The organism is Orrella marina, from assembly GCF_003058465.1.
GTDB classification, from domain to species: domain Bacteria; phylum Pseudomonadota; class Gammaproteobacteria; order Burkholderiales; family Burkholderiaceae_B; genus Algicoccus; species Algicoccus marinus.
The window spans coordinates 410,177-434,389 of sequence record NZ_CP028901.1 but is presented as its reverse complement, the minus strand read 5'-3'; the positions used below and the strand labels follow the sequence as shown (position 1 = coordinate 434,389).

The 24,213-nt window shown below is 55.6% G+C and carries 20 protein-coding genes; 15 read left to right on the top strand and 5 right to left on the bottom strand.

Annotated elements, in window-relative coordinates:
* Positions 1-316: 316 nt before the first annotated feature.
* From tldD to DBV39_RS01865, 3 genes are all read right to left on the bottom strand, one after another.
* Positions 317-1,759, bottom strand: a complete 1,443-nt coding sequence (tldD, locus tag DBV39_RS01875) for a metalloprotease TldD (protein WP_227870767.1) — start codon at positions 1,757-1,759, stop codon at positions 317-319.
* Between the two features lie 81 nt (positions 1,760-1,840).
* Entirely contained in the window at positions 1,841-2,680 is an 840-nt protein-coding gene (locus DBV39_RS01870; protein WP_227870883.1) for a carbon-nitrogen hydrolase family protein, read from the bottom strand.
* Between the two features lie 106 nt (positions 2,681-2,786).
* Entirely contained in the window at positions 2,787-3,332 is a 546-nt protein-coding gene (locus DBV39_RS01865) for an isochorismatase family protein (protein WP_227870766.1), read from the bottom strand.
* A gap of 2,183 nt (positions 3,333-5,515) precedes the next feature.
* On the opposite strand from DBV39_RS01865, the gene DBV39_RS01855 reads away from it, so the two are divergent.
* The 4 genes from DBV39_RS01855 (at position 5,516) to DBV39_RS01840 (ending at position 12,767) form a co-directional block, all read left to right on the top strand.
* Complete coding sequence (locus DBV39_RS01855; RefSeq protein WP_108620103.1) at positions 5,516-5,947, top strand: H-NS histone family protein; 432 nt, start codon at positions 5,516-5,518, stop codon at positions 5,945-5,947.
* 1,041 nt (positions 5,948-6,988) lie between these two features.
* A complete protein-coding gene (locus DBV39_RS01850) occupies positions 6,989-8,644 on the top strand; it encodes a BCCT family transporter (RefSeq protein WP_108620102.1) in 1,656 nt (551 codons plus the stop codon).
* A gap of 267 nt (positions 8,645-8,911) precedes the next feature.
* On the top strand, positions 8,912-11,632 hold the full coding sequence (gene pepN, locus DBV39_RS01845; RefSeq protein WP_108620101.1) for an aminopeptidase N: 2,721 nt from the start codon (positions 8,912-8,914) through the stop codon (positions 11,630-11,632).
* Between the two features lie 106 nt (positions 11,633-11,738).
* Complete coding sequence (locus DBV39_RS01840; RefSeq protein ID WP_108620100.1) at positions 11,739-12,767, top strand: class 1 fructose-bisphosphatase; 1,029 nt, start codon at positions 11,739-11,741, stop codon at positions 12,765-12,767.
* A gap of 89 nt (positions 12,768-12,856) precedes the next feature.
* Here the strand turns inward: DBV39_RS01840 and DBV39_RS01835 are convergent, their stop codons facing one another.
* Together DBV39_RS01835 and DBV39_RS01830 are read right to left on the bottom strand one after the other, a co-directional pair.
* On the bottom strand, positions 12,857-13,363 hold the full coding sequence (locus DBV39_RS01835; RefSeq protein WP_108620099.1) for a hypothetical protein: 507 nt from the start codon (positions 13,361-13,363) through the stop codon (positions 12,857-12,859).
* Positions 13,364-13,427: 64 nt separating this feature from the next.
* Entirely contained in the window at positions 13,428-14,414 is a 987-nt protein-coding gene (locus DBV39_RS01830) for a quinone oxidoreductase family protein (RefSeq protein ID WP_108620098.1), read from the bottom strand.
* A 240-nt stretch (positions 14,415-14,654) separates the two neighbouring features.
* On the opposite strand from DBV39_RS01830, the gene DBV39_RS01825 reads away from it, so the two are divergent.
* From DBV39_RS01825 to DBV39_RS01780, 11 genes are all read left to right on the top strand, one after another.
* Positions 14,655-15,386, top strand: coding sequence for a YebC/PmpR family DNA-binding transcriptional regulator (locus DBV39_RS01825; protein ID WP_108620097.1), 732 nt, complete (start codon positions 14,655-14,657; stop codon positions 15,384-15,386).
* Between the two features lie 9 nt (positions 15,387-15,395).
* Entirely contained in the window at positions 15,396-16,685 is a 1,290-nt protein-coding gene (gene purD / locus DBV39_RS01820) for a phosphoribosylamine--glycine ligase (protein ID WP_108620096.1), read from the top strand.
* Between the two features lie 23 nt (positions 16,686-16,708).
* Positions 16,709-17,617 carry an oxygen-dependent coproporphyrinogen oxidase gene (gene hemF / locus DBV39_RS01815; protein WP_108620095.1) on the top strand — a complete coding sequence of 303 codons (909 nt, stop codon included), beginning with the start codon at positions 16,709-16,711 and terminating at the stop codon, positions 17,615-17,617.
* Positions 17,617-18,216 (top strand): nicotinate-nucleotide adenylyltransferase, encoded by a 600-nt coding sequence (nadD, locus tag DBV39_RS01810; RefSeq protein WP_108620094.1) that lies wholly within the window; start codon positions 17,617-17,619, stop codon positions 18,214-18,216. The genes hemF and nadD overlap by 1 nt, the downstream gene beginning before the upstream one ends.
* Positions 18,217-18,225: 9 nt before the next feature.
* Positions 18,226-18,690 carry a ribosome silencing factor gene (gene rsfS / locus DBV39_RS01805; protein WP_108620093.1) on the top strand — a complete coding sequence of 155 codons (465 nt, stop codon included), beginning with the start codon at positions 18,226-18,228 and terminating at the stop codon, positions 18,688-18,690.
* The gene (rlmH, locus tag DBV39_RS01800) at positions 18,687-19,160 is read left to right on the top strand and encodes a 23S rRNA (pseudouridine(1915)-N(3))-methyltransferase RlmH (RefSeq protein WP_108620092.1); all 474 of its coding nucleotides are present in this window, start codon (positions 18,687-18,689) and stop codon (positions 19,158-19,160) included. Before rsfS ends, rlmH begins: the two co-directional genes overlap by 4 nt.
* A gap of 2 nt (positions 19,161-19,162) precedes the next feature.
* A complete protein-coding gene (locus DBV39_RS01795; protein ID WP_108620091.1) occupies positions 19,163-19,789 on the top strand; it encodes a Maf family protein in 627 nt (208 codons plus the stop codon).
* Between the two features lie 106 nt (positions 19,790-19,895).
* Positions 19,896-20,750: an FRG domain-containing protein gene (locus DBV39_RS01790; RefSeq protein ID WP_108620090.1), complete on the top strand. Its 855-nt coding sequence runs from the start codon at positions 19,896-19,898 to the stop codon at positions 20,748-20,750.
* Positions 20,751-21,254: 504 nt separating this feature from the next.
* On the top strand, positions 21,255-21,482 hold the full coding sequence (locus tag DBV39_RS19360) for a hypothetical protein (protein WP_159078732.1): 228 nt from the start codon (positions 21,255-21,257) through the stop codon (positions 21,480-21,482).
* Positions 21,476-22,240 carry a TAXI family TRAP transporter solute-binding subunit gene (locus DBV39_RS01785; protein ID WP_159078731.1) on the top strand — a complete coding sequence of 255 codons (765 nt, stop codon included), beginning with the start codon at positions 21,476-21,478 and terminating at the stop codon, positions 22,238-22,240. The genes DBV39_RS19360 and DBV39_RS01785 overlap by 7 nt, the downstream gene beginning before the upstream one ends.
* 61 nt (positions 22,241-22,301) lie before the next feature.
* A complete protein-coding gene (locus DBV39_RS01780; protein WP_108620088.1) occupies positions 22,302-24,212 on the top strand; it encodes a TRAP transporter permease in 1,911 nt (636 codons plus the stop codon).
* The last annotated feature ends 1 nt before the right edge of the window (position 24,213 follow it).

Here is a 24,213-nt window from a genome sequence, read left to right as displayed (position 1 = left end):
CAGGCTGGCGGTTTTTGGATTCTCTTGTTTCATTGGGCACTACGCATCCGTCCTTCCGCCAGTTTGGTAGGAAAGCCATAAAAGTAAAACCAGAAGAATGTGGCTGCGTTTTTCATGACAACGAATCTAACACAAAAAATCTTTCCGAATACGACAACTCACGAAAAAACTGTCAGATTATTACAACAGGAGCGGCATTCTGCAGGCCAGGAAAATGCGTTTTTCGTCCTCATGAAACTCAAAAACCGCCTGTAAAACAACGAGATCAAGCTGAACCACCCCATGGCTAAAGTCAGGGGCTTGCGCTCACAGCTGCTCAAGCTGTGCCGCCGACCGTCAGCCCGTCCATACGGATGGTCGGCATGCCGACACCCACCGGAACACTCTGGCCTTCCTTGCCGCAGGTACCCACCCCGCTATCGAGTTGCATGTCGTGACCAATCATGGACACCCGTTGCATCGCCTCAGGGCCGCTACCGATCAGCGTTGCGCCCTTGACCGGGTACGTCACCTTGCCATTCTCGATCATGTAGGCTTCTGAAGCAGAAAACACGAACTTGCCGCTGGTGATGTCGACCTGTCCGCCGCCGAAGTTGACCGCATACAGACCACGTTTGACCGAGCCGATGATCTCCTGCGGATCGTGCGAGCCCGCCAGCATGTAAGTGTTGGTCATCCGTGGCATGGGCAGATGGGCATAAGACTCGCGACGTCCGTTACCCGTCACGCCAACACCCATCAAACGCGCGTTCATGTTGTCCTGCAGGTATCCCTTCAGAATGCCGTCCTCGATCAGCACATTGTGCTGGGAGGGGTTGCCTTCATCGTCCACGTTCAGCGAGCCACGGCGCCCCTCCAGGGTGCCATCGTCCACCACGGTCACGCCTTTTGATGCGACCCTGTCGCCAACGCGACCGGCAAAGGTGCTGGAGCCCTTGCGGTTGAAGTCACCTTCAAGGCCATGTCCAACCGCTTCGTGCAACAGGATGCCCGGCCAGCCCGAACCGAGCACGACCGTCATTTCACCAGCTGGCGCAGGTCTGGCGTCCAGATTGACCAGTGCTTCGTGGACTGCTCGCTCGACGTACTGCGCCAGCACATCATCCGTAAAGTACGCCAGATCATGGCGTCCACCGCCACCGCCGTGTCCCATTTCGCGCCGGCCGCCCTTCTCCGCGATGACGGTCAGCGACATCCTGACCAGTGGACGGATATCAGCCGCCTGGCGGCCATTACTCGCCACCACCATCATCACGTCATACTCCATCCCAAGGCTTGCCATGACCTGGACCACATGCGGATCCCGGGCGCGAGCCATGCGCTCTACCCGCTCGAGCAACTTGACTTTCTGCTCTGCAGGCAAAGACATAAGCGGATCAATACCCTCATACAAACGTGAGCTCGGCACCAGGATGTCTGAACCGATGGTGGCACGCCTGGACTGACCCGAGCGGGCAATCTCTCGCACGGCGTGCGCACTTTGCATCAGGGCATCGGCTGACAAGGCATCGGAAAAGGCAAAGGCGGTTTTTTCGCCGGAGATTGCCCGGACACCGACACCCTGGCTGATCGAAAAGCTGCCGGTCTTGACGATCCCTTCCTCAAGACTCCAGCCTTCGCTGCGCGTGTACTGAAAATACAGGTCCGCGTAGTCGACCTGATGACGAAAGATTTCACCCATGGCATGGTCCAGATTGCTCTGGGTCAGCCCCCAGGGCTGCATCAACAGAGAATCGGCACACTGCATTGGGTCGGTCATGACAAGACTCATCTAATATTCACTCGCATCAAAAAGATTGCATTCACAGCATTGCGTTCGTTGGATGGCGTACGCAGGGGCTCAGATCTGGAACACCCGGTTGCATAGCGCTGGCAAGGACTGACGGACTGCTCGCAGTCGCTCAAGGCTCAATTGTCCCATGATCACACCGGGCCCCTGTGGCAGTTCTCCAATGATCTCACCCCATGGGTCGATCAGCATCGAATGACCCCACGTGCGACGTCCATGTGGATGGGTGCCACCCTGTGCGGGTGCCAGCACGTAGCACTGGTTTTCAATGGCCCTCGCCTTAAGCAGCGTTTCCCAGTGCGCATGTCCTGTCGTATATGTGAAGGCAGACGGTACAAGAATCAAGTCCACCTCCCCCATCTTTCGATACATTTCCGGAAACCGCAGGTCATAGCAGACCGACATACCGACGCGAATCGTAGTGCCACTGGCTGACTCGACATCAGGCGTCCCGATCCGCTCCCTATCAGCTACTCCGAACCGGCACGTTGCCACAACGGACTGTGTGCCTGCCAGGATCGTTCTGCCTTCATCGAACTGTTCCGTATCGGACGTATACCGAAAAAGATGGATCTTGTCGTAACGGGCAACGCTCGCGCCGTCAGGCGCAAACATCAGACTGGTGTTGTAGACCTTGGCGGGATCCGGGCTTTGCAATGGCAGGGTCCCTGCACAAACCCAGACACCAAGCCGCCTGGCCAGATCTGACATGAAGAACTGGATTGGTCCCTGCCCTTCAGGCTCGGCCACCTTGACCTTCGCTGTCTCGTCCGGACCAAGCAGGCAGAAGTACTCTGGCAAAGCCACCATCTGCGCACCTTGGTGCACCGCCTGTTCTACCAGCGTCCGCGCCTGCTCCAGGTTGTCCTGAACGCAGGGACCCGAAACCATCTGGATCGCTGCAACAATCACCTGTCCAGTCGCGCCTGTTTCGACCTGGTCCTGGGTGCCACTTGAGTCATTATTGGTACTCGTGCGAGTGTTCATATGAGCACTCCTACTTGATCAGCGCCAGCGCTTCACGGAACTTCGGATGCCTGCATGTTCGAAGCCACTCAAACGCCACCATTTCAACCGATGCGAGCACCAGGCCTTCGTGTTGGAGCATACCCAGTCGTTCAATTGCCGCAAGTCGGCTGAGATCGGCCCGTGATCCAATTGCATCGATCACCAGTGTGACCCGAAAATCGCGTTCCAGCAAACCCATGCAGGTCTGCAAGACACAGACGTGTGCCTCACAACCTGCCACGATCGCGTGCCGAGAGGTTGCCGGCAGCATCTCGGTCAATCCCTCCTCGCATGCATTGAAGTGGGACTTGCTCATGACCCGGTCACACTCGGCCTGAATACGCGGGTCACTGTGACCTAATCCTTGCGGGTTCTGTTCCGTTGCGACAACAGGCACGCCGAGTACGCGGGCGATCCGGGCAAGACGCACGGCCTGCGTCACGATCCGCTCACCCTCATGGATACTCGGCATCAGCCTGGCCTGTAAATCAACGAGAATGACTGCGGACTGATCGGCCCGGTGCAACATTTCCATGACTTCTCCTGCCTACAAAAGAGTTTTCCAAACAACCGGGTTTGCCCAGCCACCTTTACCGCAAAAGATGCGAAGCCGGATTGAATCGCTGCTGAGTCGAACGATAAGGCTGTGAGCTCACCCGAGAGAACTTGTCTCACGACACACCAGATGTAACGCGTACATCGCTAACGAGGCCGTTGCCCCTCCTTTGCCGTTTCGCAGGCTTTTGCTTGCGGTTATCTGATAGTACGTCCGGACTGGTCGTTCAATCGTGAAATACGCCCCTTTCGTCAAGGTTGGGCGCCGTTGCAACAAAGAAACCCTGAACCACCCAATGACTAAAGTCTGGGGCTTGCGCTCACAGTTGGTCAACTGCTGCAACGCGCACTTAATCCATCCCGGAATCCGCCTTGCGGACTATCCGGATTTCTACTTCGACACTTTGCAAAGGACTTTCTGAAAAATCCAGGCACTGCAACCAACACCTTGGCAGACTCAATGTACCGGGCGCACTTTGGCCGTCTTGCAGCAGCTCTCATTCTGGTGTTTATGGTCATACCGACTGCTTCCTGTTTGTTCCGACCACGGGACTGGATCGTAGTATCGAGTTCTCGTTTGCGACCAGCGCATGCGTATCAAAAGAGACTCGCAGGGATATTATGGGACCTCGCCGCGCTGACAACTGACCAGACTGGCCAGTCATCCTCTGGACCGCTGAAACTCGACAGCTCTTTTGAATATTTTTAACAACAACTCCTTACATCCTCCGGATTGAATTGACTATACCTCGCTCGATGTTATGCAACTAAAAAGACGCAAGTACAGTGACACGACTCACTTTCAGGCAAGGTAAGACAATCCCGGGAATCTCTCCCTCAGTTACGCGCATCCTGCCATGCTTTCGCGCAACGTTAGGAAATCATCCGCCCCTGGCAAAATTCTACTTAATCCTCGGATCGAGAAATGGATATTACATTTGTCCGGACATGATAATAATTTCACCAGTGACAAGCATTTATATGGATTAATGTTTATAATTCGCAAAAACATGAACCATGCAATCAATAATAGCTCTCAAGATACAGGTCGAAATCAGTTGCTCACTGGATCAAACAGCTGGAAAGCCGCTTCCGACTTAACCGGAGCGTCTGTCAGGAAACCAGCAGTTGCACAGCCCGCACCCGTGTGGTTACAGGCGCCTCGAAGTGCAACTGTCGTTCAGCGCGTGATGGTGCCAGGCAAGACTCAACAGTACGACTCACGTGGACTGTGCATCAAACGGATCAACACTTACAGATACGAGCTGCCGGCGACTCAAGGCATGGAATGTGAATCACGACTTTTATGAGCTAGCGCCTTTGATTCTCTCCCTCAACGAGTCTGCCCTGGTTACTCCTTCAGTTTCCCTTTAAGTTGTTTGGCTGTTTTTGAGCTGTTTCATTGTTTGTTAATTTGCTGGAAACTTTGCTGGTTTCCCTATCTGAAAGCCGGTACTGATGAATTTTAGTTGCACTGAACCAATGGTTTTATTTGGCAGGATGGTGTGTTCCATCTGGACAACTCCAGATCTCTCTTCTTCGAAGGATGTCTTTTAAAAGCAAGGACTCTTTGGTCATGCTTTACATACCGACACCGCAGAAAATCGTTATGTTAACGATGGGTGGTGTTACAAGAAGACTGTTTGATGACTTCGTGCAGACCGACTTTAAAGCTCACATTAGAACCAGATTAATTTAGAGAATGCTGTTTTATGCACTACTGTTTTATAAATTGCTCTTTTACTCATCCTGCATCCGTGACTGAAAAATAAAGATTGATTTGATATTCAGCCAATGAGGAGTGGTTTGCCCCAGGCGTGAACACCTTAAGAACTTGCAAACCGGATTAACCAAAATTTAGTCGCACTCTATTATGACTGTGCCTTTTTTTGAGCGTCTGTTTGGTAACTGACTTTTTACCCCGCTTGTTCGTCGCGTTTTTTGTTATCCGCCTTGTGGACTTTTCGGGAACAGTCCTGCACAAGAGATTCAGGAGACTGAAGGAATCGATCAGTGATCCGAGCCCATCAAAAGGCTGACCAGGCAATTCAGATTGCTGAAACAGTGCCTGCGCATAGAGATCATTGTTTTTACCGTTCGTTTTTTTAAATTTTCTTTTATTCACAATCAATTAACTTTTCCAACCATAAAGGGGAAGCACTCATGGTACGCAACAGCTTTGCAGCCAAAAAAGCCAAGATCAAGAAAGAGATGGAGAAGCTGCAGCGACAGATCGAGCTTCTTGAAAGCAAGAATCGTCAGCCAGTGATTGACAACATCATCCGGTCGATGAAAGAGTATGAAATCACCCCGGAGGAGCTGCTTGCAGCCTACGCCAAAGGTGGGCGCGTCGCGGCCAAGACCCGCACAGCACGCAAATCAGTCGGCGCACCTCGCGGACCCGTTGCACCCAAGTATCGCAATCCGGAAACTGACGACAAGTGGACTGGTCGTGGCAAACCACCACGCTGGATCACAGAAGCAGAAAGCCGTGGCGTCAGCCGGGATCAGTTTCTGATCGAACCCAAGGAGCAGCCACAGCCTTCAGCCGATCAGAACACTCTGAGCCTCAGCAATAGCACGTCTGGCATCTGAGGACCCGGCAAACGCCAGTCCTTCGCTTGACTGAATCGGAATATGGCTAGCCATACATGGCTGGTCGCACGCTAGTGGTCGCACGGAGCGCGACAGACCTTATCGAGTGCCTTGCTTGATCGTCAAGTACTTCTCTTTGACGAGCACGCCACTCCTGCACTCCAGTCACAGTGAAGAATCTGGCTCCATCGGCGCGACATAGCGGGAAACTCTGGTGGCAGGACCCACCGCACTCGGGCCCTGGCATCCCCGCTGTATCCAGATAAACAACGCTTCCATCGAGATCCCGTTTACTCTCAAGTAGAGACCAGTCCGGTTGATGCCCTTCTGGGCGCACGCGCCATGTTGCCCGAATGGCTTCAGTATTCATCACAACTGGATCTCGTGGGGGAAGGCGCTGTTGCGAAGATGATGATCGGGTAATGTTCCGGAGAAACGCACTTCCACAATGAACCTCCACGATTTCTGCTGTTTCTGCTGGGGCTGTTTCTGATAGCAGACAACCACTTGCCAGACGCAGGTCATGGCAGAAGACCGTCTGGCATTGAGGGTTGAGAAACGTCTCCCGAACGCCAAACATCAACGCACACGGCACCTTCGCCATTGGTCACTCATGTCTGCGAACAGCATTACCTTAGGACTGAGCCCATCCTGGTTCTACCTGGGACGGGAGACTAATCGACCTCCGAGCACTCATGCCCGGAATGCCCACCATTTCGTTCGGCGATAGCGATTTCATGAGCGAACCTGAACTGCAAAATTTGCCCACTCCCGGCGTTCAAGCAGTTCCGCTCTAGCATTGCTGCGCAATGCTCGCCTGCTTCCAGAACGAAACGATCACAGGCGCCCATCCCTCCGGCCGACAAGAAGAGAGGGGTTCTGTTCAGATCTTTCGCCCGTTGCTATGGTAGAGAGAAGATGTGAAGTGAAGAAAGCAAGTCTGCCCTTCGAACCAGACCGGATCCTCCGGGGCCTGGGATCAAGTTGCTCTCAGTTACGTACCGTGAGCGAGGGGCAGCGCATAACCGATGGAGATGAGTTTTGAGTTCTGAACGACCAGGGTGGGTTTTCTATGTTTCAGCGCTGATATTAAGCGGGTTTGTGTTTTACGGGGCAGTGAGCCCTGCAGAGCTCGCCACCACCGCTGCCAACGTGTTGCACTTCACAACTTCTCATTTCGGCTGGCTGTATCTAGTCATTACCACTGGCTTTCTTGTATTTTGTCTGGGAGTGGCCTTTAGTCGATACGGCGATATCCGCCTTGGTGTCGAGGGTGAGGCACCCGAGTTTTCGTATTTCTCCTGGCTGGGCATGATTTTTTCGGCTGGTATGGGGGTGGGTCTGGTGTTCTGGGGTGTGGCCGAGCCTATGACTCACTTCATCACGCCGCCTTTGGGCAGGGCAGAGCCCGCCACTGCACAGGCAGCCAGTCTGGCAATGCAGTATTCCCTGTTCCACTGGGGTTTCCATCAATGGGCCAACTTTGCCGTGGTTGGCCTTAGCATTGCGTACGTGCGCTTTCGACTGCAACGCGGCGGCCTGATCAGCGAAGGATTTCGTTCGACGCTGGGTAACCGCGTTGACGGCAGCCTGGGACACGCCATTAACATTCTGGCGGTGGTGTCCACCGTGTTTGGTGTCGCCACGACTCTGGGCCTGGGCATGATTCAGCTCAATAGCGGGGCTCAGGCAGTCTTTGGTTTCCCATTTGGTTTCGAATCACAACTTATGATTCTTGCCGGGGTCAGCCTGATTTTCATGCTGGCTTCATTGACGCCACTTGAAAGCGGTATCCGCTATGTCAGTGATCTGAACATTATGCTGGCGGCAGTATTGCTCGTTTTTGTTTTCTTCGCTGGCCCTACCGACTTTATTACAGCAGCCATGACAAACGCCATTGGCGACTATTTCAATAACATGTTTGGCATGAGCTTTGTCATGTCGCCCTACACCGGCGAAGACTGGGTGCAGCGCTGGACGATTTTCTACTGGGCCTGGGGGTTGTCGTGGGCGCCCTTCGTCGGTTCGTTCATTGCGCGCATTTCACGTGGACGCACAATACGCCAGTTCCTGCTTGGCGTCATCGGCGTACCTGTCTTGCTGAGCGCTGTCTGGTTTGCCACGTTTGGCGGATCAGCACTGTATTTTGAAATGTTTGAGAACGCCCATCTGGCGCAACTCGTAGACGTAGAAGTGAGCGCTGGCTTGTTTGGCATGCTGGAGCTATTGCCAGCCTATAACGTTAGCAGCATTCTTTTTCTGATTTTAATCGGGCTGTTTGTAATCACGTCCGCCAACTCCGCCACCTTTGTGCTGGGCATGTTTACCGCAAAAGGGGCTTTGGTACCCAGTCGTACTTTGCGCTTTGTCTGGGGTGGAATCCAGGCTGGGGTAGCAGGCGTTTTGTTGCTGACAGGTGGGCTTCAAGCCTTGCAAACCATTTCAATTGTCGCCGCATTTCCGTTCATGGTGCTGATGGTGTTCATGGCCGCGTCATTGTTAAAGTCACTACGCGACGAGGTGCGTCAAACCGAACTGCACGATGCAATGATCCGCGAGCGCGTTCTGCGCATGCTGGATGAGCATGAGGCGCAATCCCGGGTTGCTACTGCATCAGAACTCGTGTCGCAGGCAATGACCCAAAGCGAAAAATCCGGGGCGGATCAGTCTTTAATTGCAAACTCCAGTCAACCTTGAAAGCATGACGCCCGCCTCGCTTCATAGCGATACCCGATGTGGTGCGCCAATCCGGGCTAGCCTTTCAAAGGGCGGAGACAGCCCGCCATACGACTCAGCCAGGCTGATCGGATGCGCTCACCTCCGTTCGCAGAACAACACAACCACGCCCAACCCGGCCTCCAATCGACCTTGAATCAAGCAAGGCTTGAATGTCGGTCATACAATGAGGCCCATATGGAAGGATTCCTGAAACGCATTTAACCGGGCCCCTGGGCAGATCTGCGCATGACAATTCAACGAACTGATTACACCCCCTACCCTTACGAGCTTCCTGCCATTCATCTCGAATTCGATCTCGATCCGAAGTGCACGCTGGTGCATACGAAGATTGACGTCAAGGCCAAGGCCGACACGATGACAGGCGAGGCGCTGATACTTGATGGAGAAGCGATTGACCTGAGAGGCCTGCGGATCGACGGGCAGAGCTGGGACCACTACGAACTCGACAAAGATCTGGGCAAGCTCATTATTCGAAGCTTGCCGCGGGCGTGCACACTGGAGATCGACAGTTCCTGCAATCCGTCGTCCAATGATGCCCTGATGGGGCTTTACGTATCGGGGAAGAGTCTCTTTACCCAGTGTGAACCGGAGGGTTTCAGGCGCATCAGCTGGTTTGCCGACCGGCCAGATGTCATGTCACGGTTCCAGGTCACCTTGAGAGCAGATCCCGATGTGTATCCCATTCTGCTGTCCAATGGCAACCGGATTCACGCTGAGCAGTTGCCCGACGGGCGTCAGTCCTGCGTCTGGGAAGATCCGTTTCTCAAACCCAGTTATCTGTTCGCCCTGGTAGCCGGACAGTTTGACTGCCGCGAACAAACTGTGCGCACCCGCAGTGGGCGAGAGGTGTTGTTGCAAATCTACAGCGACCCAGGGACGTTTGACCGAACGCTGTGGGCCATGGAGAGCCTCATCAGGGCACTGCGCTGGGACGAATCCCGATTCGATCTGGAACTTGATCTGGACAGATTCATGATTGTGGTTGCAGCCGACTTCAACATGGGCGCCATGGAAAACAAAGGTCTGAACGTCTTCAACGCAGCATATGTACTTGCTGACCCGGAAACCGCAACTGACTCTAATTTTGAGGGGATTGAAGCAGTCATCGGCCACGAGTACTTCCACAACTGGACTGGCAACCGGGTCACCTGCCGGGACTGGTTCCAGCTCAGCCTCAAGGAGGGATTGACTGTATTTCGGGACCAGGAGTTCACAGCCGACATGAAGGCTGAGGGGCTTGACCCGGCCCGCGCAGCGAGTGCCCGCTCAGTCAAGCGCATTGATGATGTGGCGATGCTGCGTGCGGCGCAGTTCCCGGAAGATGCCGGCCCGATGGCACACCCGATCCGCCCGCAAAGCTACGAAGAGATCAGCAATTTCTATACCGCCACAGTCTACGAGAAAGGCGCGGAAGTCATCCGCATGATGCATACACTGCTGGGAGAGGAGATCTTTCAGCTGGGGATGAAAGAGTATTTCAGACGCCACGATGGCCAGGCGGTGACCTGCGACGACTTTGTGGATGCCATGCAGCATGCATGGCAGACCCGTCACCCGGAACGTGACCTGACCGTGTTTGCACGCTGGTACTCGCAAGCAGGTACGCCGAGCGTCAAAGTGACGACCGAGAGGACCTCCGAACACGACCAGATTCGACTGACACTTTCTCAGCAGTGTCCGCCAGTTGGCGTGGAGCGCAACGCAAATATCGAGAAGCAGCCATTTCACATTCCTGTTCTGCTCGGTGCAATCAACCAGCAAGGTGAGTCGCTCACACTCCAGTGCGATGAGCAACATGGGCAGACCCTTTTGCTGGAACTGACCAGGCAGTCCCAAAGCTGGCTGATCAACGGCTGGACGCAGGACGCAGCCGGGTCCTTCCTCAGGGATTTTTCGGCACCTGTCCGGCTTGAGATCTCGCAGCCACAGGAGGCGCTGCATCGGCTGGCGCGACACGATCCGAACGCCTTTGCGCGCTGGGAAGCGACCCAGATACTCTTGAGCAACGCAGTACTGAAACTTGCAGAACTGGCGGACGACGGGCAGGCCCGGACTGATCTCCCCGAGAGTCTGACAACCAGTATCCATACACTATCGGATACGTTCTCGCTGATCCTGCAGGACACCACACTGGACGATGCTTACCGTACCCGACTGCTTGAGATGCCAAGTGACAAGTATTTGCTGCACCAGATGGATCAGATGGATCCTCTGGCCGTTGCACAGGCAAAGAACAGACTCGTCCAGATTCTGGCGCGCCCCCTCGAAACAGCGCTGGTGCAGATCGTCACTGAGGCGCAGGCTGATGGTGATGATAGTAAGGACGTGTTTGACCCCTCGGCACTGGCTGCGGGTCGCAGGGCGCTGGTTAATCTGGCACTGGACTGGCTTTGCCAAATGGGCAGCACCCAGGGTAAGGCGCTTGCGTTGGCACAATATGACAGGGCTGGCAACATGACCGCCAGACTTGGTGCTTTACTGGCTCTTTTCCGTCACCCAGAGCATGATTCTGCCGTGCTCGATGCGAGCGAATCTTTCTACACACGTTTTCAGGACAATGCACTCGTCATTGACAAATGGTTTGCCCTGCAGGCGAGCGCACCGACGACAGATGTAGCCAAAGCCCGTTCGCTCATGCAGCACCCTGCCTTCAACCGACGCAACCCGAATCGCGTCCGGGCTTTGCTGTTCCAGTTCTGCGCTAACAATCCGCTCGGATTCCACGCTGCAGACGGCAGCGGCTACCAGTTCTGGGCCGAGCAAGTCATCGATCTGGACCGCAGCAACCCGGAAGTTGCTGCGCGTCTGGCACGGGTATTGGACCACTGGCGTCACCACCGTCCGGTTACGCAAGATATGATGCAGGCTGCACTACAGTCAGTTGCGGACCAGTCCGATCTGTCACCAAACACGCGTGAGGTGGTGGGCAAGGCACTTGCGCTCTGACGACCATGCCGGCCTTTTCAGGCTTGGGGAGGATATCCCCGGGCCTGATCACCTGATGAATGCGGTTTCCTGTTGAACCAACAAGCTTTAAACGAGTGACCCCACGATGAACAAGAAAAGAACTTCCCTCACCCAGTACCTCGTCGAGAAACAACGTACTGACAAAGCCTTGCCGCCAGAGCTTCGCCTGCTGATCGAAATTGTTTCACGTGCCTGCAAGACCATCAGCCACCATGTCAGCAAAGGTGCGCTTGGTGGTGTACTGGGCAGTCTCGGGACCGAGAATATTCAGGGCGAAGTCCAGAAAAAGCTCGATGTGATCTCCAATGAGTATCTCCTTGAAGCCAACGAGTGGGGTGGCCACCTGGCTGCCATGGCATCAGAAGAGATGGAGGCGATCTACCTGATTCCCAATCGCTACCCCAAAGGCGAATATCTGCTGCTGTTCGATCCGCTCGATGGCTCCTCGAACATTGACGTCAACGTGTCGATCGGCACCATTTTTTCTGTAATCAAGGCACCAGCCGATGCCTCTGGCCGCGACATCTGCGAGGCCGACTTCATGCAGCCAGGACATACCCAGGTCGCAGCAGGCTACGCAATCTATGGCCCGCAGACTATGCTGGTCCTCACGGTTGGCGAGGGTGTGGTGGGCTTCACGCTCGATCGGGAGATGGGCTCATGGGTGCTCACGCACGAGGACTTGACCATCCCTGAGCAAACCAGCGAGTTTGCCATCAACATGTCGAATACCCGTCACTGGGAGAAGCCCGTCAACCGTTACATCGACGAGTGCCTGGCTGGCACGGAAGGTCCTCGTGGCAAGAACTTCAACATGCGCTGGATTGCCTCGATGGTGGCTGACGTTCATCGTCTGATTATTCGCGGGGGTGTATTCATGTACCCCTGGGATGCCAGAGACCCGAACAAGCCGGGCAAACTGCGCCTGATGTATGAGGCCAACCCCATGTCATTTCTGGTCGAACAGGCGGGCGGCATGTCCACCAACGGTCGCACGCGCATCATGGACATTCAGCCACAGGGACTTCACGAACGCGTCAGTGTCGTCATGGGGTCAAAGGAAGAAGTCGAGCGCGTTACACGCTACCACCTCGAAGCTGATCAGGCGAAGTGAACTCACTCTGATGTAACAGGGCGAGCACCGGGTGAGGCTGCACGACAGAGCGCATCAGGGGCCTGCCGTGTCGTGCCACTCTGCGGTCTTCACCTTGCCATGGATTTCTCCAGCGTGCGATACAGACCGTGCCCGACCAGCCAGGCCAGCCACCTGGCATCACTGACATCCGCTGGTCGGGCCGGCACGCGTTTGAAGTAGTGCGTATCGACAAGAAGAACCTCGCTCACCCTGCTTTGCACAGGATCCGTTGATGCGATGCGCTCGCCTCTCATCAAAAAGACGTTCCGAAGGGCCTTGCAGAGGGCCTCGTCAATAAACGGTTCTCTGGATCGACCAGCGTTCGCAACAGGACTTCGCAGGCTTTCAACTGCAATGATTTCGGGTGGATCAGCCTGGATCCAGGATAACAGCGCTGCCTGACCGTCTTGCGTGTCGGGAAACGTCCACTCCCGGGCAACGCCATCCTGATCCAGTTCGCCCGTCAAGGCACAACCAGAAATCCGTCCGCGCATCAGAACCAGTCCGACGACGCGATCATGCAGCAAAGGCAATCCTCTGCGGCCCAGGCTGCCATGGTGATTGCCATCTGACATGACCTGCCCTCCAGCACCCACGCGCCCAATCGAGCACGCGGGCGGATCTGACGGTGTCGTGCAATCAGTCCAGCACAAACACAGAAGCACCTGTGGTCTTTCTGGCGGCCAGAGCTTCCTGAGCCTGCGCAGCTTCTTCCAGTCGATAGCGCTGGTCAATACGCACCTTGATCTTGCCTTGAACGACCAGGTCAAACAGTTCGTCCGCTGCGGCCTGCATCTTCTCGGCAGTATTGACGTGCACGGCGAGTGTAGGACGGGTCACGTACAGTGAGCCCTTGGCTGCCAGGATGCCAAGATTCACGCCTTCGACTGCACCAGAGGCATTGCCATAACTGACCAGCAGACCACGCGGCTGGAGGCTGTCAAGTGACATTTCCCAGGTACTCTTGCCAACGCCGTCGTAAACAACTGGTACTTTCTTGCCATCGGTCAACTCCAGCACCCGCTCAGGCACATTCTCGGTCGAGTAGTTGATCATTTTCCAGGCACCGTGTTCCAGTGCGAGATCCATCTTCTCCTGGCTGGAGGCTGTACCGATCAGCTTCACGCCAAGCGCCTTGGCCCACTGACAGGCGATCAGACCAACACCGCCGGCGGCTGCGTGAAAGAGAATGGTCTCCCCTTCCTTGATGCGGTAAGTCTGGCGAAACAGATACTGAACAGTCAGACCCTTGAGCATGATGGCAGCAGCCTGCTCGTAAGAAATGCCGTCTGGTAACTTGACGACCTGGGCTGCGGGTACGTTACGCACGTACGCATAGGCGCCAATCGGGCTCTGGCCGTAGGCAACGCGGTCACCCACCTTCAGATGCGTGACATTCTTGCCGACCGCGGCAACCTCGCCTGCCCCTTCAAAACCCAGCCCGTGCGGCAAAGGAGACTTGTAGAGACCGGTTCTGAAATAGATATCAATAAAGTTCAGACCAGCTGCGTGCTGCTTGATGGTGATCTCGTTGTCCGCGGGGGCCGGAACCTCGATTTCCATCATCGTGAGGACCTCGGGTCCACCGTTCTGTTCGATGCGGATTGCTTTGGTAAGTGTAGACATGCGTGCTCCAGATTGATGTTGACCTGCACTTGCCGGAAACCCGGCCAGGACGCCATCGTGACGTAATTTCTGTACAGAACGCCAAGATATCGCATGGCGCACGAATTGAACACTGGTGCGTAACCCGATGACCAGGAAAAGTTCGAGTCGACTCGATTCTTCAAGACCCGAAACGGCCCAAGCAATCAGTGGGCTTGTCGCGCTAGAATGGGGGTTTCATCAAAACAGACGAATACACATATGGCGGGTCATAGCAAGTGGGCCAACATCCAGCATCGCAAGGGACGCCAGGACGCCAAACGCGGCAAACTCTGGACCAAGATCATACGTGAGGTCACGGTCGCAGCCAGAGCCGGCGGCGCAGATCCTGAAACAAACCCGCGGCTGCGCATGGCCTGGGACAAGGCCACCGCGGCCAACATGCCCAAAGATAATATTCAGCGCGCCATCCAGCGCGGTGCGGGTGGCGCAGACAGTGACAACTACGACGAGATCCGTTACGAAGGATACGGTGTGGGCGGTGCGGCGGTCATTGTCGACTGCATGACTGACAACCGGACCCGGACTGTTGCCGATGTTCGCCACGCGTTCACCAAGAATGGCGGCAATCTTGGCCAGGACGGTTGCGTGGCGTACATGTTCAAACACTGCGGCCAGTTCTTTTTTGCGCCTGGCACGTCCGAAGACGCTGTGATGGAAGTGGCGCTTGAATCGGGTGCGGACGATGTCGTGACCGACGATGAAGGCATGGTCGAGGTCATCTGCGAGCCCGGCGCCTACACTGCGGTCAAGCAGGCATTCGAAGCCAATGATCTGACGCCCGAGATGGCCGATGTCATCATGAAGCCAGAAAACGAAGTCACGCTTGAGGGCGATGACGCGATCAAAATGCAGAAACTGCTGGATGCACTTGAGTCTCTTGATGATGTTCAAGAGGTATACACCAATGCAGTCATGCCCAACGAGGAATAACTTTAGTTTATGAAACTGCTTGTCATCGGTTCGGGAGGCCGCGAGCACGCGCTCACCTGGCGCTTGCTAAAGTCTCCCCGCGTTTCCCATGTTCTGGTTGCCCCTGGCAATGGCGGGACAGCCACCATGGACAACGTAACCAACGTTGATGCCCACACACCGCAGGAACTGGTTGAACTGGCTCGCCGCGAGAACGTGGGACTGACCGTGGTTGGCCCAGAGGCCCCGCTCGCTGCGGGTGTGGTCGATGCATTCGAAGCCGCCGGACTGCCCATCTTCGGGCCAACGCGGGCAGCAGCTCAACTGGAAAGCTCCAAGGATTTTGCGAAGCAGTTCATGCTGCGCCATGGCATCCCGACTGCGGCCTACGAAACCTTCACCGATCCGGTCAAGGCGCATGCGTACATTGATGAGCAAGGCGCACCGATTGTCATCAAGGCCGACGGACTGGCTGCGGGCAAAGGTGTGGTCGTGGCCACCACGGTTCAGGAAGCCCATGATGCTGTTCAGGCGATGCTGGGTGACAGTTCACTTGGCCAGGCCGGTGCGCGCGTGGTCATCGAAGCATGCCTGACCGGAGAGGAAGCCAGTTTCATTGTCATGGCCGACGGCAAACACATCCTGCCCCTGGCCAGCAGTCAGGATCACAAGCGATTGCTCGACGGGGATCAAGGCCCGAATACAGGTGGAATGGGAGCCTACTCCCCGGCGCCGGTTGTCAGCCCGGTCCTGCATGAGCGCATCATGAAGGAAGTCATCGAACCCACGATTGCTGGCATGGCAGCAGACGGAATCTCCTACCGGGGTTTTCTGTATGCCGGCGTCATGATTGGTGACGGCGACGATGAAACACGCCCGATCGGTGTGCTCGAATTCAACTGCAGAATGGGGGATCCCGAAACGCAACCCATCATGATGCGCCTGCAAAGCGACCTTCTTGATGCCGTGCAAGCGGCGGTGGCTGGCACGCTCGACCAGATCTCACTGCAATGGGATCCGCGCACGGCACTCGGCGTAGTGATGGCCAGTGCGGGTTATCCAGGCAAAGTACGCACTGGTGACGTGATTCACGGGCTACGTGAGGTCATGGACGCACGCGACGAAATGGTGGTATTTCATGCGGGAACGGCGCTAGTGGACGGCAACGTGCAAACCAGCTCCGGACGGGTTTTATGTGTAACGGCACTTGGTGACTCTGTGCAGGCGGCGCGTGAACGCGCCTACACAGCCCTGGAAAGGATCTCGTTTGAGGGTGCGCAGTACAGAAAGGACATCGCGTGGCGAGCAATCAAGCGTTGAACACCTCAGAACAAACGCCCGACATGAAAGTCGATGTGCCAGCCGTGCACCAGTATTTTCTGGGATTGCAAAACCGTATCGTGTCTGCCCTGGAAGCGGCTGACGGTTCCGCCTTCCGGACTGATCAGTGGATACGCCCCGAGGGCGGTGGTGGCATATCAAGACTCACAGAAAATGCAACGCTTTTTGAGCGCGCGGGGGTACTGTTCAGTCATGTGATGGGGGATCAGCTGCCGGCATCGGCCACGGCTCACCGTCCCATGGTTGCCGGGCGGCGATGGGAAGCCATGGGCGTTTCCATGGTGCTGCACCCCGAAAACCCTTTCGTGCCAACCACGCACATGAACGTTCGGATGTTCGTTGCATACGCTGCGCCAGGCACGACTGACCGCGACATCTTCTGGTTTGGTGGCGGCATGGATCTCACGCCCTACTATGTGTTTGAAGAAGATGTTCAGCACTTTCACCGGAGCTGCAAAGAGGCGCTCGATGCCCACGACCCGATACTCTATCCAGCCTACAAGCGCTGGTGCGACGAGTATTTCTATCTGAAGCACCGGGACGAGACCCGTGGTGTGGGCGGTGTGTTCTTTGACGACTTGAATGAGCCCGGATTCGAGAAATCGTTTGCCATCACGCGCTCGGTCGGCGATGCATTTCTTCACGCCTACCTGCCCATCGTGGTAAAACGACGGGACTTTCCATATGGTGAGCGTGAGCGCGAGTTTCAACTGTACCGCCGCGGACGCTATGTGGAATTCAATCTGGTTTTTGACCGGGGCACCCTGTTCGGACTTCAATCCGGTGGTCGCACGGAGTCGATCCTGCTATCCATGCCGCCGGTTGCCAACTGGCGCTATGACTGGCACGCCGAGCCGGGCAGTCCCGAAGCAAAACTTTACGATTATCTCAAACCCAGGGACTGGTTTTAATGCGTATTGGTCTGCTAGGAGGCAGTTTCGATCCGATTCACAAGGCTCACATTGCGCTCGCGCTGGCAGCCCTTCACAATCGCCACCTTGACGAGGTTCAGCTCATACCCGCCGGGCAACCCTGGCAAAAGCCTTCCCTGCATGCGACCCCGCAGCAGCGGGCCGAGATGATCGAGATCGCGATCAATGGCATCGCGGCTCTGAGCATGAACCGGATGGAGCTTGAACGCTCAGGGGCGACCTACACCATCGACACCCTTGAGAATCTGAGCCCGAAACACACGTACTACTGGATTCTAGGCTCCGATCAACTGGCCAACTTTTGCAGCTGGCATCGCTGGAGCGATGTTGCCCAGCGAGTGACCTTGCTGGTTGCTGCCCGACCCGGAGTCAGCCCCGAGATCCCCGCACCCCTTGCACAGCAAATCGAGCAAGGACGGGCCTGTGTGGAATTCCTGCCTTTCGAGCCCATGGACGTATCAGCCAATGACTTGCGACAACGCATTGCCAGTGGCGAGTCATTCGACGAGCTGGTCGATCCTGCTGTGGCGCACTACATCAAACAACACAAGCTTTACGAGAAATCAGGCCAGGAGTAATCTCAATACATGGATATTCGCAAACTGCAACGTGCTGTTGTTGACGCACTTGAAGATGTCAAGGCACAGAACATCAAGGTCTTCAACACGACCGAGCAGACGAGTCTGTTTGACAGAGTCGTCATCGCATCAGGTACGTCCAACCGGCAAACGCGCGCGCTCGCATCCAGTGTGGAAGACAAGGCGCGTGAGCTCGGCGTCAAGGTCATCGCACGAGAAGGCGATGACACCGGCGAATGGGTCCTGGTGGACCTTGGCGATATCGTTGTTCACATCATGCAACCGGTTATCCGTGAGTATTACAACCTCGAGGAGATCTGGGGTGCCAGGCCTGTGCGTATGAAGCTCGGAGCCGATGCCCCCAAAGCGACTGCCGCCACCGCAACCAAAGCGAGCGCCACAAGCACCAAAGCAAGCACCTCAGCCAGTACGACTTCCACGCGTGCCAGGAAGGTGAAGTCCACGGTCAAATGAAGATTCTGGTGCTTGCAGTCAGTCAGAAAACCCCGGAGTGGGTCAGACTGGCCTGGCAGACCTACACCAAGCGCCTGCCGTCGGAATGGAACCTGGAGCTTCGGGAGGTCAAACCGGCACCTCGGCAGCTCGGCAAGACGGCACAGCAAAACATGGCTCTCGAAGCCGAACGACTCGGGGCTGCCCTCAAGGGTCGCAACTGCATCAAAGTAGCACTCGACGAGCACGGCAAGGCGCTAACCACACAGGCATTGCACGATCTGGTAGAACGCTTTCAGTTGCAGGCTCCCGAAATCGCATTCATCATCGGAGGGCCGGACGGACTCGACGCCACGTTCAAGCAGTCGTGTGATGTCAAGGTTCAACTCTCCGCCATGACGCTACCGCATGCCATGGTGAAAGTGCTCTTGATCGAACAGATCTATCGGGTTGCCTCCATTGCCACCAATCATCCATATCACAGGGAGTGACCATGTGGATTCTGAACGCCCCGCAATTGCTTCTGGCCTCTGCCAGCCCTCGCCGGCTGGATCTGTTGCGCCAGTTGCACATTCCGGTCGACCGGCTCATCCTGCCTCAGCAGGCTGACGACGAACCCCGACTGACAGACGAACCTGTGATTGACTACGTGATGCGCACCAGCGCAGACAAGAACCTGCGGGCACAGGAACACGTTGCAAAGAACATGCCTATGCTCGAAGATATGCCTATCTTGAGTGGTGACACGACTGTTGCGATTGACCAGACTATTCTGGGCAAACCGCAAGACGACAAGGATGCCCGTGAGATCCTGCACAGACTCAGTGGACAGACGCACGATGTGTTCAGTGCGGTAACGGTGTTCTGGAAAGGACAATCAAGGCACGCCTTGTCACACTCGAGAGTGACCTTTACCGAGCTTAGTGAGATGCAGATCCGGGCGTATGTCGCAAGCGGTGAGGCGCATGGCAAAGCGGGTGCCTATGGCATTCAAGGCAGCGCAGCGGGATTTGTGAGCCGGATCGAAGGCAGCTATACCGGCATTGTCGGCCTGCCACTCTTTGAGACGACGCAGACCTTGCACATGATGGGACTGCTACGTGTACCAGATCAGGACTGAAGCCGTTTCATGCCAGATCTCGTATCATTCTGCCCTTGCGAACCTGAAGTTCAAAGCAATGTCTTGACGCAGGCAGTACGTTGAAAACAAGCAAACCGAACCGGTCATGAAAACCATCGAAGTATTCAGCTGGCGGCAGTTCCTGGAGGAAACATCCAAACTCGACCAATGGGCGTTTCGAGGTCAATCAAAATCAGGATTGCCGCTCTACAGTTCCCTCTCGCGTCGACTGATGCTGCTGGGCAGTCCTGCCGACGATTGGTCTATCCGTGAAAAACGTGCGATCCGGGTCTTCAAACGCAAGGCCCATGTTCACATCAGCGATCACAGCATTCTCTACAACACCTTGCGCTGTCTGGCGATGATGCAACACCACGGTGCGGCGACCCGACTGCTGGACTTCACGAAATCACCGTTTGTGGCAGCTTTCTTCGCACTCCACTCAGCCAATAGCGATGCGGCCGTCTATGGTCTCAATACCCCGGCCCTCTGGTACCTCAGTCCGCCAGGCATGCCAGAGCTAAACCGCACCAAGATCAATCCGCGTGCAAATGACAATCTGGAAAAGTATTTTCTGAGCAATGAGTACCCGCTCATCTGGTTTGGCGAACCGGATGAAATGGATAGCCGACTGGTGGCGCAATCCGGGCTGTTCGTGATTCCTGGCCAACTCCATTTGTCGATCGAACACCTGCTGCAGGGGTATCAAGCCTCTCATGACATCAATCAGCGAAACAACCCGACTCGTGTAGCCGAAGCACAGGACAGCCTGCTGGTTCAGCTGATTCTCAAACAGGAAATGCGGCAGGAATCAATTCGCGAGCTCTATCGTATGAACATCACCCATGCATCGCTGTGGCCCGATCTCGATGGGCTTGCACGATCCATGAACCAGGAACTCGAGATCATCTGGCAACCGCTCCTGCAGGAAGCCGTGCAACAGAGTCGGCGCCAGTCGTGAACGATTCCAGACGCAGCCTTGGACCAGAGGCTGGCCGAGGTTTGATTCGGGCGAATGGAGCCTGACGATCCTGGGAGCACAAGAAACGAGTTGTGCAAAGCAAAAAAAAAGGCTAGGATTAAAAATGTAGTGATTGCTACATTTTTAATCCTAGCCTTTGCTTTCCGGCTTTACGTGTATTCAGCATTTATTTCAGACAATGAAAGCGACTGTCAGAACTGAATCCGGTCAGGTGAGAACATACAAGCGAAACGGTTTCTTAGCTTGAAAGACCCGCTTTCTGTTTTGCACCTGAGACCTGTCAGTGTACCGCCTGAGACGCTCGCACCCAAACAAAAACGGGCAGATGCTCGATACACAGAAGCCTAACTGGCATCAGGCACGGCGTTCTGAACGGTCAGGATGCTCATCCATACGCCGGGCCTGACCCTGACTTTGGGCCAGTTCCTGTACAACCAGTTTTTTAAAGCCAGGCATCCTGAATGCCAGGGAGTGATACCCATTATGAATTTCAGACGTTTTGCGACCTTGCTATCAGCCACCCTGGCCATTACGGTCAGCCCCTTGTCAGTCGCAAATGCTGACAGCACCTATAAAATCACGCTGGCAGGCGGATCGGTCGGCGGCGCCTGGAGCGCGATCGGCACGGCGATTGGCGAGACCATCAAGACGGCATACCCGGATCTGCCTTCACCTATGAGCCTGGGCGTGAGGCGGGCAACCTCTTGCTGACCTCGACCGGCAAGGTTCAACTCGGCATTGCGCACGCTCAAATGGCACTTAGAGCACAAAAGGGTCTCGATCCATTTCCCAAGCCACTTGGAGATATTCGGGCCATTGCGATGATCGACCCACAGGCAGCGGTACAAATTCTGGCTACGCGACGCTCCGGCATCACCAGCCTCGAACAGATCAAAGCCAACAAGATGCCCGTACGGGTCTCCCTTAACCAGAAAGGGACGCTGATGGCCATTACCGGTGAGGCGGTTCTCCAAGCATACGGCATTTCGGTCCAGGACATTGAAACCTGGGGCGGACGTGTCACCTATGGCTCCTACAGCACCGGACTCGAACAAGTCAAGAACGGCCAGACCGACCTGATTATCAACATGCTTGCGTTTCCATCCAGCCATATCAACAATGCAGCCAGAGACACCGAGTTCCGGATGCTCGGGCTCGACCAGGCGACCATCGTAAAGCTCAATGAGGAACTTGGAACACAAAGCATCACGATTCCTGCTAACACCTATGATTTCGAACCTGACGCCATCGAGACCATCCGCGGCAGTGTCATTGTGATCGCGTCAACAGAGATGTCAGACCAGGAAGCGGGTGATATCGTGCGCGCGATGCTGGCAAACTTTGATTTTCTGCAAACAGCACACGCGACGCTGTCCCGGCTGACACCCAGGGCGCTAACCGAGACGGCACCGATTGCCCTGCACCCAGGCGCGAAAGCGGCGTATGAAGCAGCAGGTTTGCTCAAGTGACAACACGCACTGCGAACATGTCCCGCGCCACCTTGCCGAATGCATCTGACCGGATAAGGATGTGATTCGTCTTCTGAAGCTTTTTGCACCTGGCCAACCCAGACAGCTCGACCCAGTCACCAGCAGCATTAGCCAGGCGATCAGTCTTGGCATGGCGGTTCTTTTTTTACTGATTGCCGCGGGCAAGTACATCGATCCGGTCATGTCGCTATACCTGTTCCTGGGGGGCATTCTGGTGCTGGCTTTCCTGCACCGCACCGGCAATCCGCTGCGTCCGACGCGGTTAAGCGTATTCGGGATAGCAGGTGCAGGGTTCTCCGCGCTTTGCTGTGGCTACCTGATCCTGGAGCAGGGACGTCTGGCCGAACGACTTCCCGTGCTCGATCCTCTGACAGATCTGGACATTACCGTTGCAGTCGTGCTGGTTCTCCTTGTGCTTGAGGCAACGCGGCGATGTATTGGCATGACGCTTGTCACGCTGGTCGCAGGATTTCTCGTCTACGGCTTTCTCGGTGACCGACTCGACGGACCGTTTTACCACCGAAGTCTTTCTCTCTCCGAGATTGTCGAACATCTCGTTTACACACCTGAGGGGCTATTCGGTCCAGCACTCGAAGTCGCCGCACTGCTGGTGTTCGTGTTCGTGATGTTTGGATCCCTGTTTGACCGGTTTGGCGGAGGTGAGTTTTTCTATCAGCTTGCGCAGAGTCTGGTCGGTCGCCAGACTGGCGGCACAGCCAAGGTGGCTGTCCTGTCTTCGGCACTGTATGGCTCGGTCTCAGGCTCGCCCACAGCGGACGTGGTGACCACGGGGTCTTTTACCATTCCGCTGATGATCAAGACAGGATTCTCCCGGGTGCGTGCATCTGCAATCGAGGCTGCTGCATCATCGGGCGGCTCGGTGCTGCCCCCCGTGATGGGGTCCGCAGCCTTCCTGATGAGTGATTTCACCGGGATTGCATACAGCGAGATCGTGACTGCCGCCATCATTCCTGCCTTTTTCTACTATTTCTGCGTTTACATGACAGTGCACAACTACGCCCACCGTCATCAACTGAACGCCCCTGCCTCGCTGGCATTGCCCCGATTCTGGGAAGTCCTGCGCGCCAACTGGCTTTACTTCATTCCACTGCTGACCATTGCCTGGGCGGTGTTAAACCTGAACCGACCCGCCTTTGCCGGCGCACTGGCCTGCCTGGCGATTCTGCCGGTGATGTTCAAGCCAACACCGCGCGCTCAGGAGATCCCCCGCAAACTGACTGCAGGTCTGATTGAAGGCGTACAGCGAATGATTCTGGTCGGGGTTGCCTGTGCAGTGGCTGGACTGGTGATTGGCACACTGTCGATCACCGATCTCACCGGTAAGATCAGTTCTGTCATGTTTGCGATGGCCAGTGGCAGCTACCTCCTCACAGTCATCACAGCGATGCTGGTGGTGATCGTACTGGGAATGGGCATGCCGGTTCCGGCTGTGTATGCGCTCGCGGCAGTGCTGGCCGCACCAGCACTGGTGGCACTGGGATCTGATGTTCTGGCGGCCCATCTTTTCATTGTGTATTTTGCGGCGATGTCCGCCATCACACCGCCGGTTGCAGTCGCCGCATTTGCAGCGGCGTCTATTTCCGGAGCCAATCCCATGTCAATCGGGATCATCGCCTGTCGAATGGGCATTGTTGCCTTCATCATTCCACTGGTTTTTCTGATGACGCCAGAGCTCCTCCTGCAAGGATCCCTGATTGACATCTCAGTTGTGTTCCTTACGACGCTTGTGGCTTGCTGGGCCCTCGCGGGCGTAACAGAAGGTTACCTGCTTGGACCTCTGAAACTGCCCGCAAGGCTACTCCTGACAGTTTCGACCGCCGCTACCATGATGACCACCGGATGGATCAGTATTGTTGCAAGCCTAGTCATTCTGGCAGTACTGTTCAGGCAATGGCAAATACTAAACCTGATCACAACAAAACATAACTGAC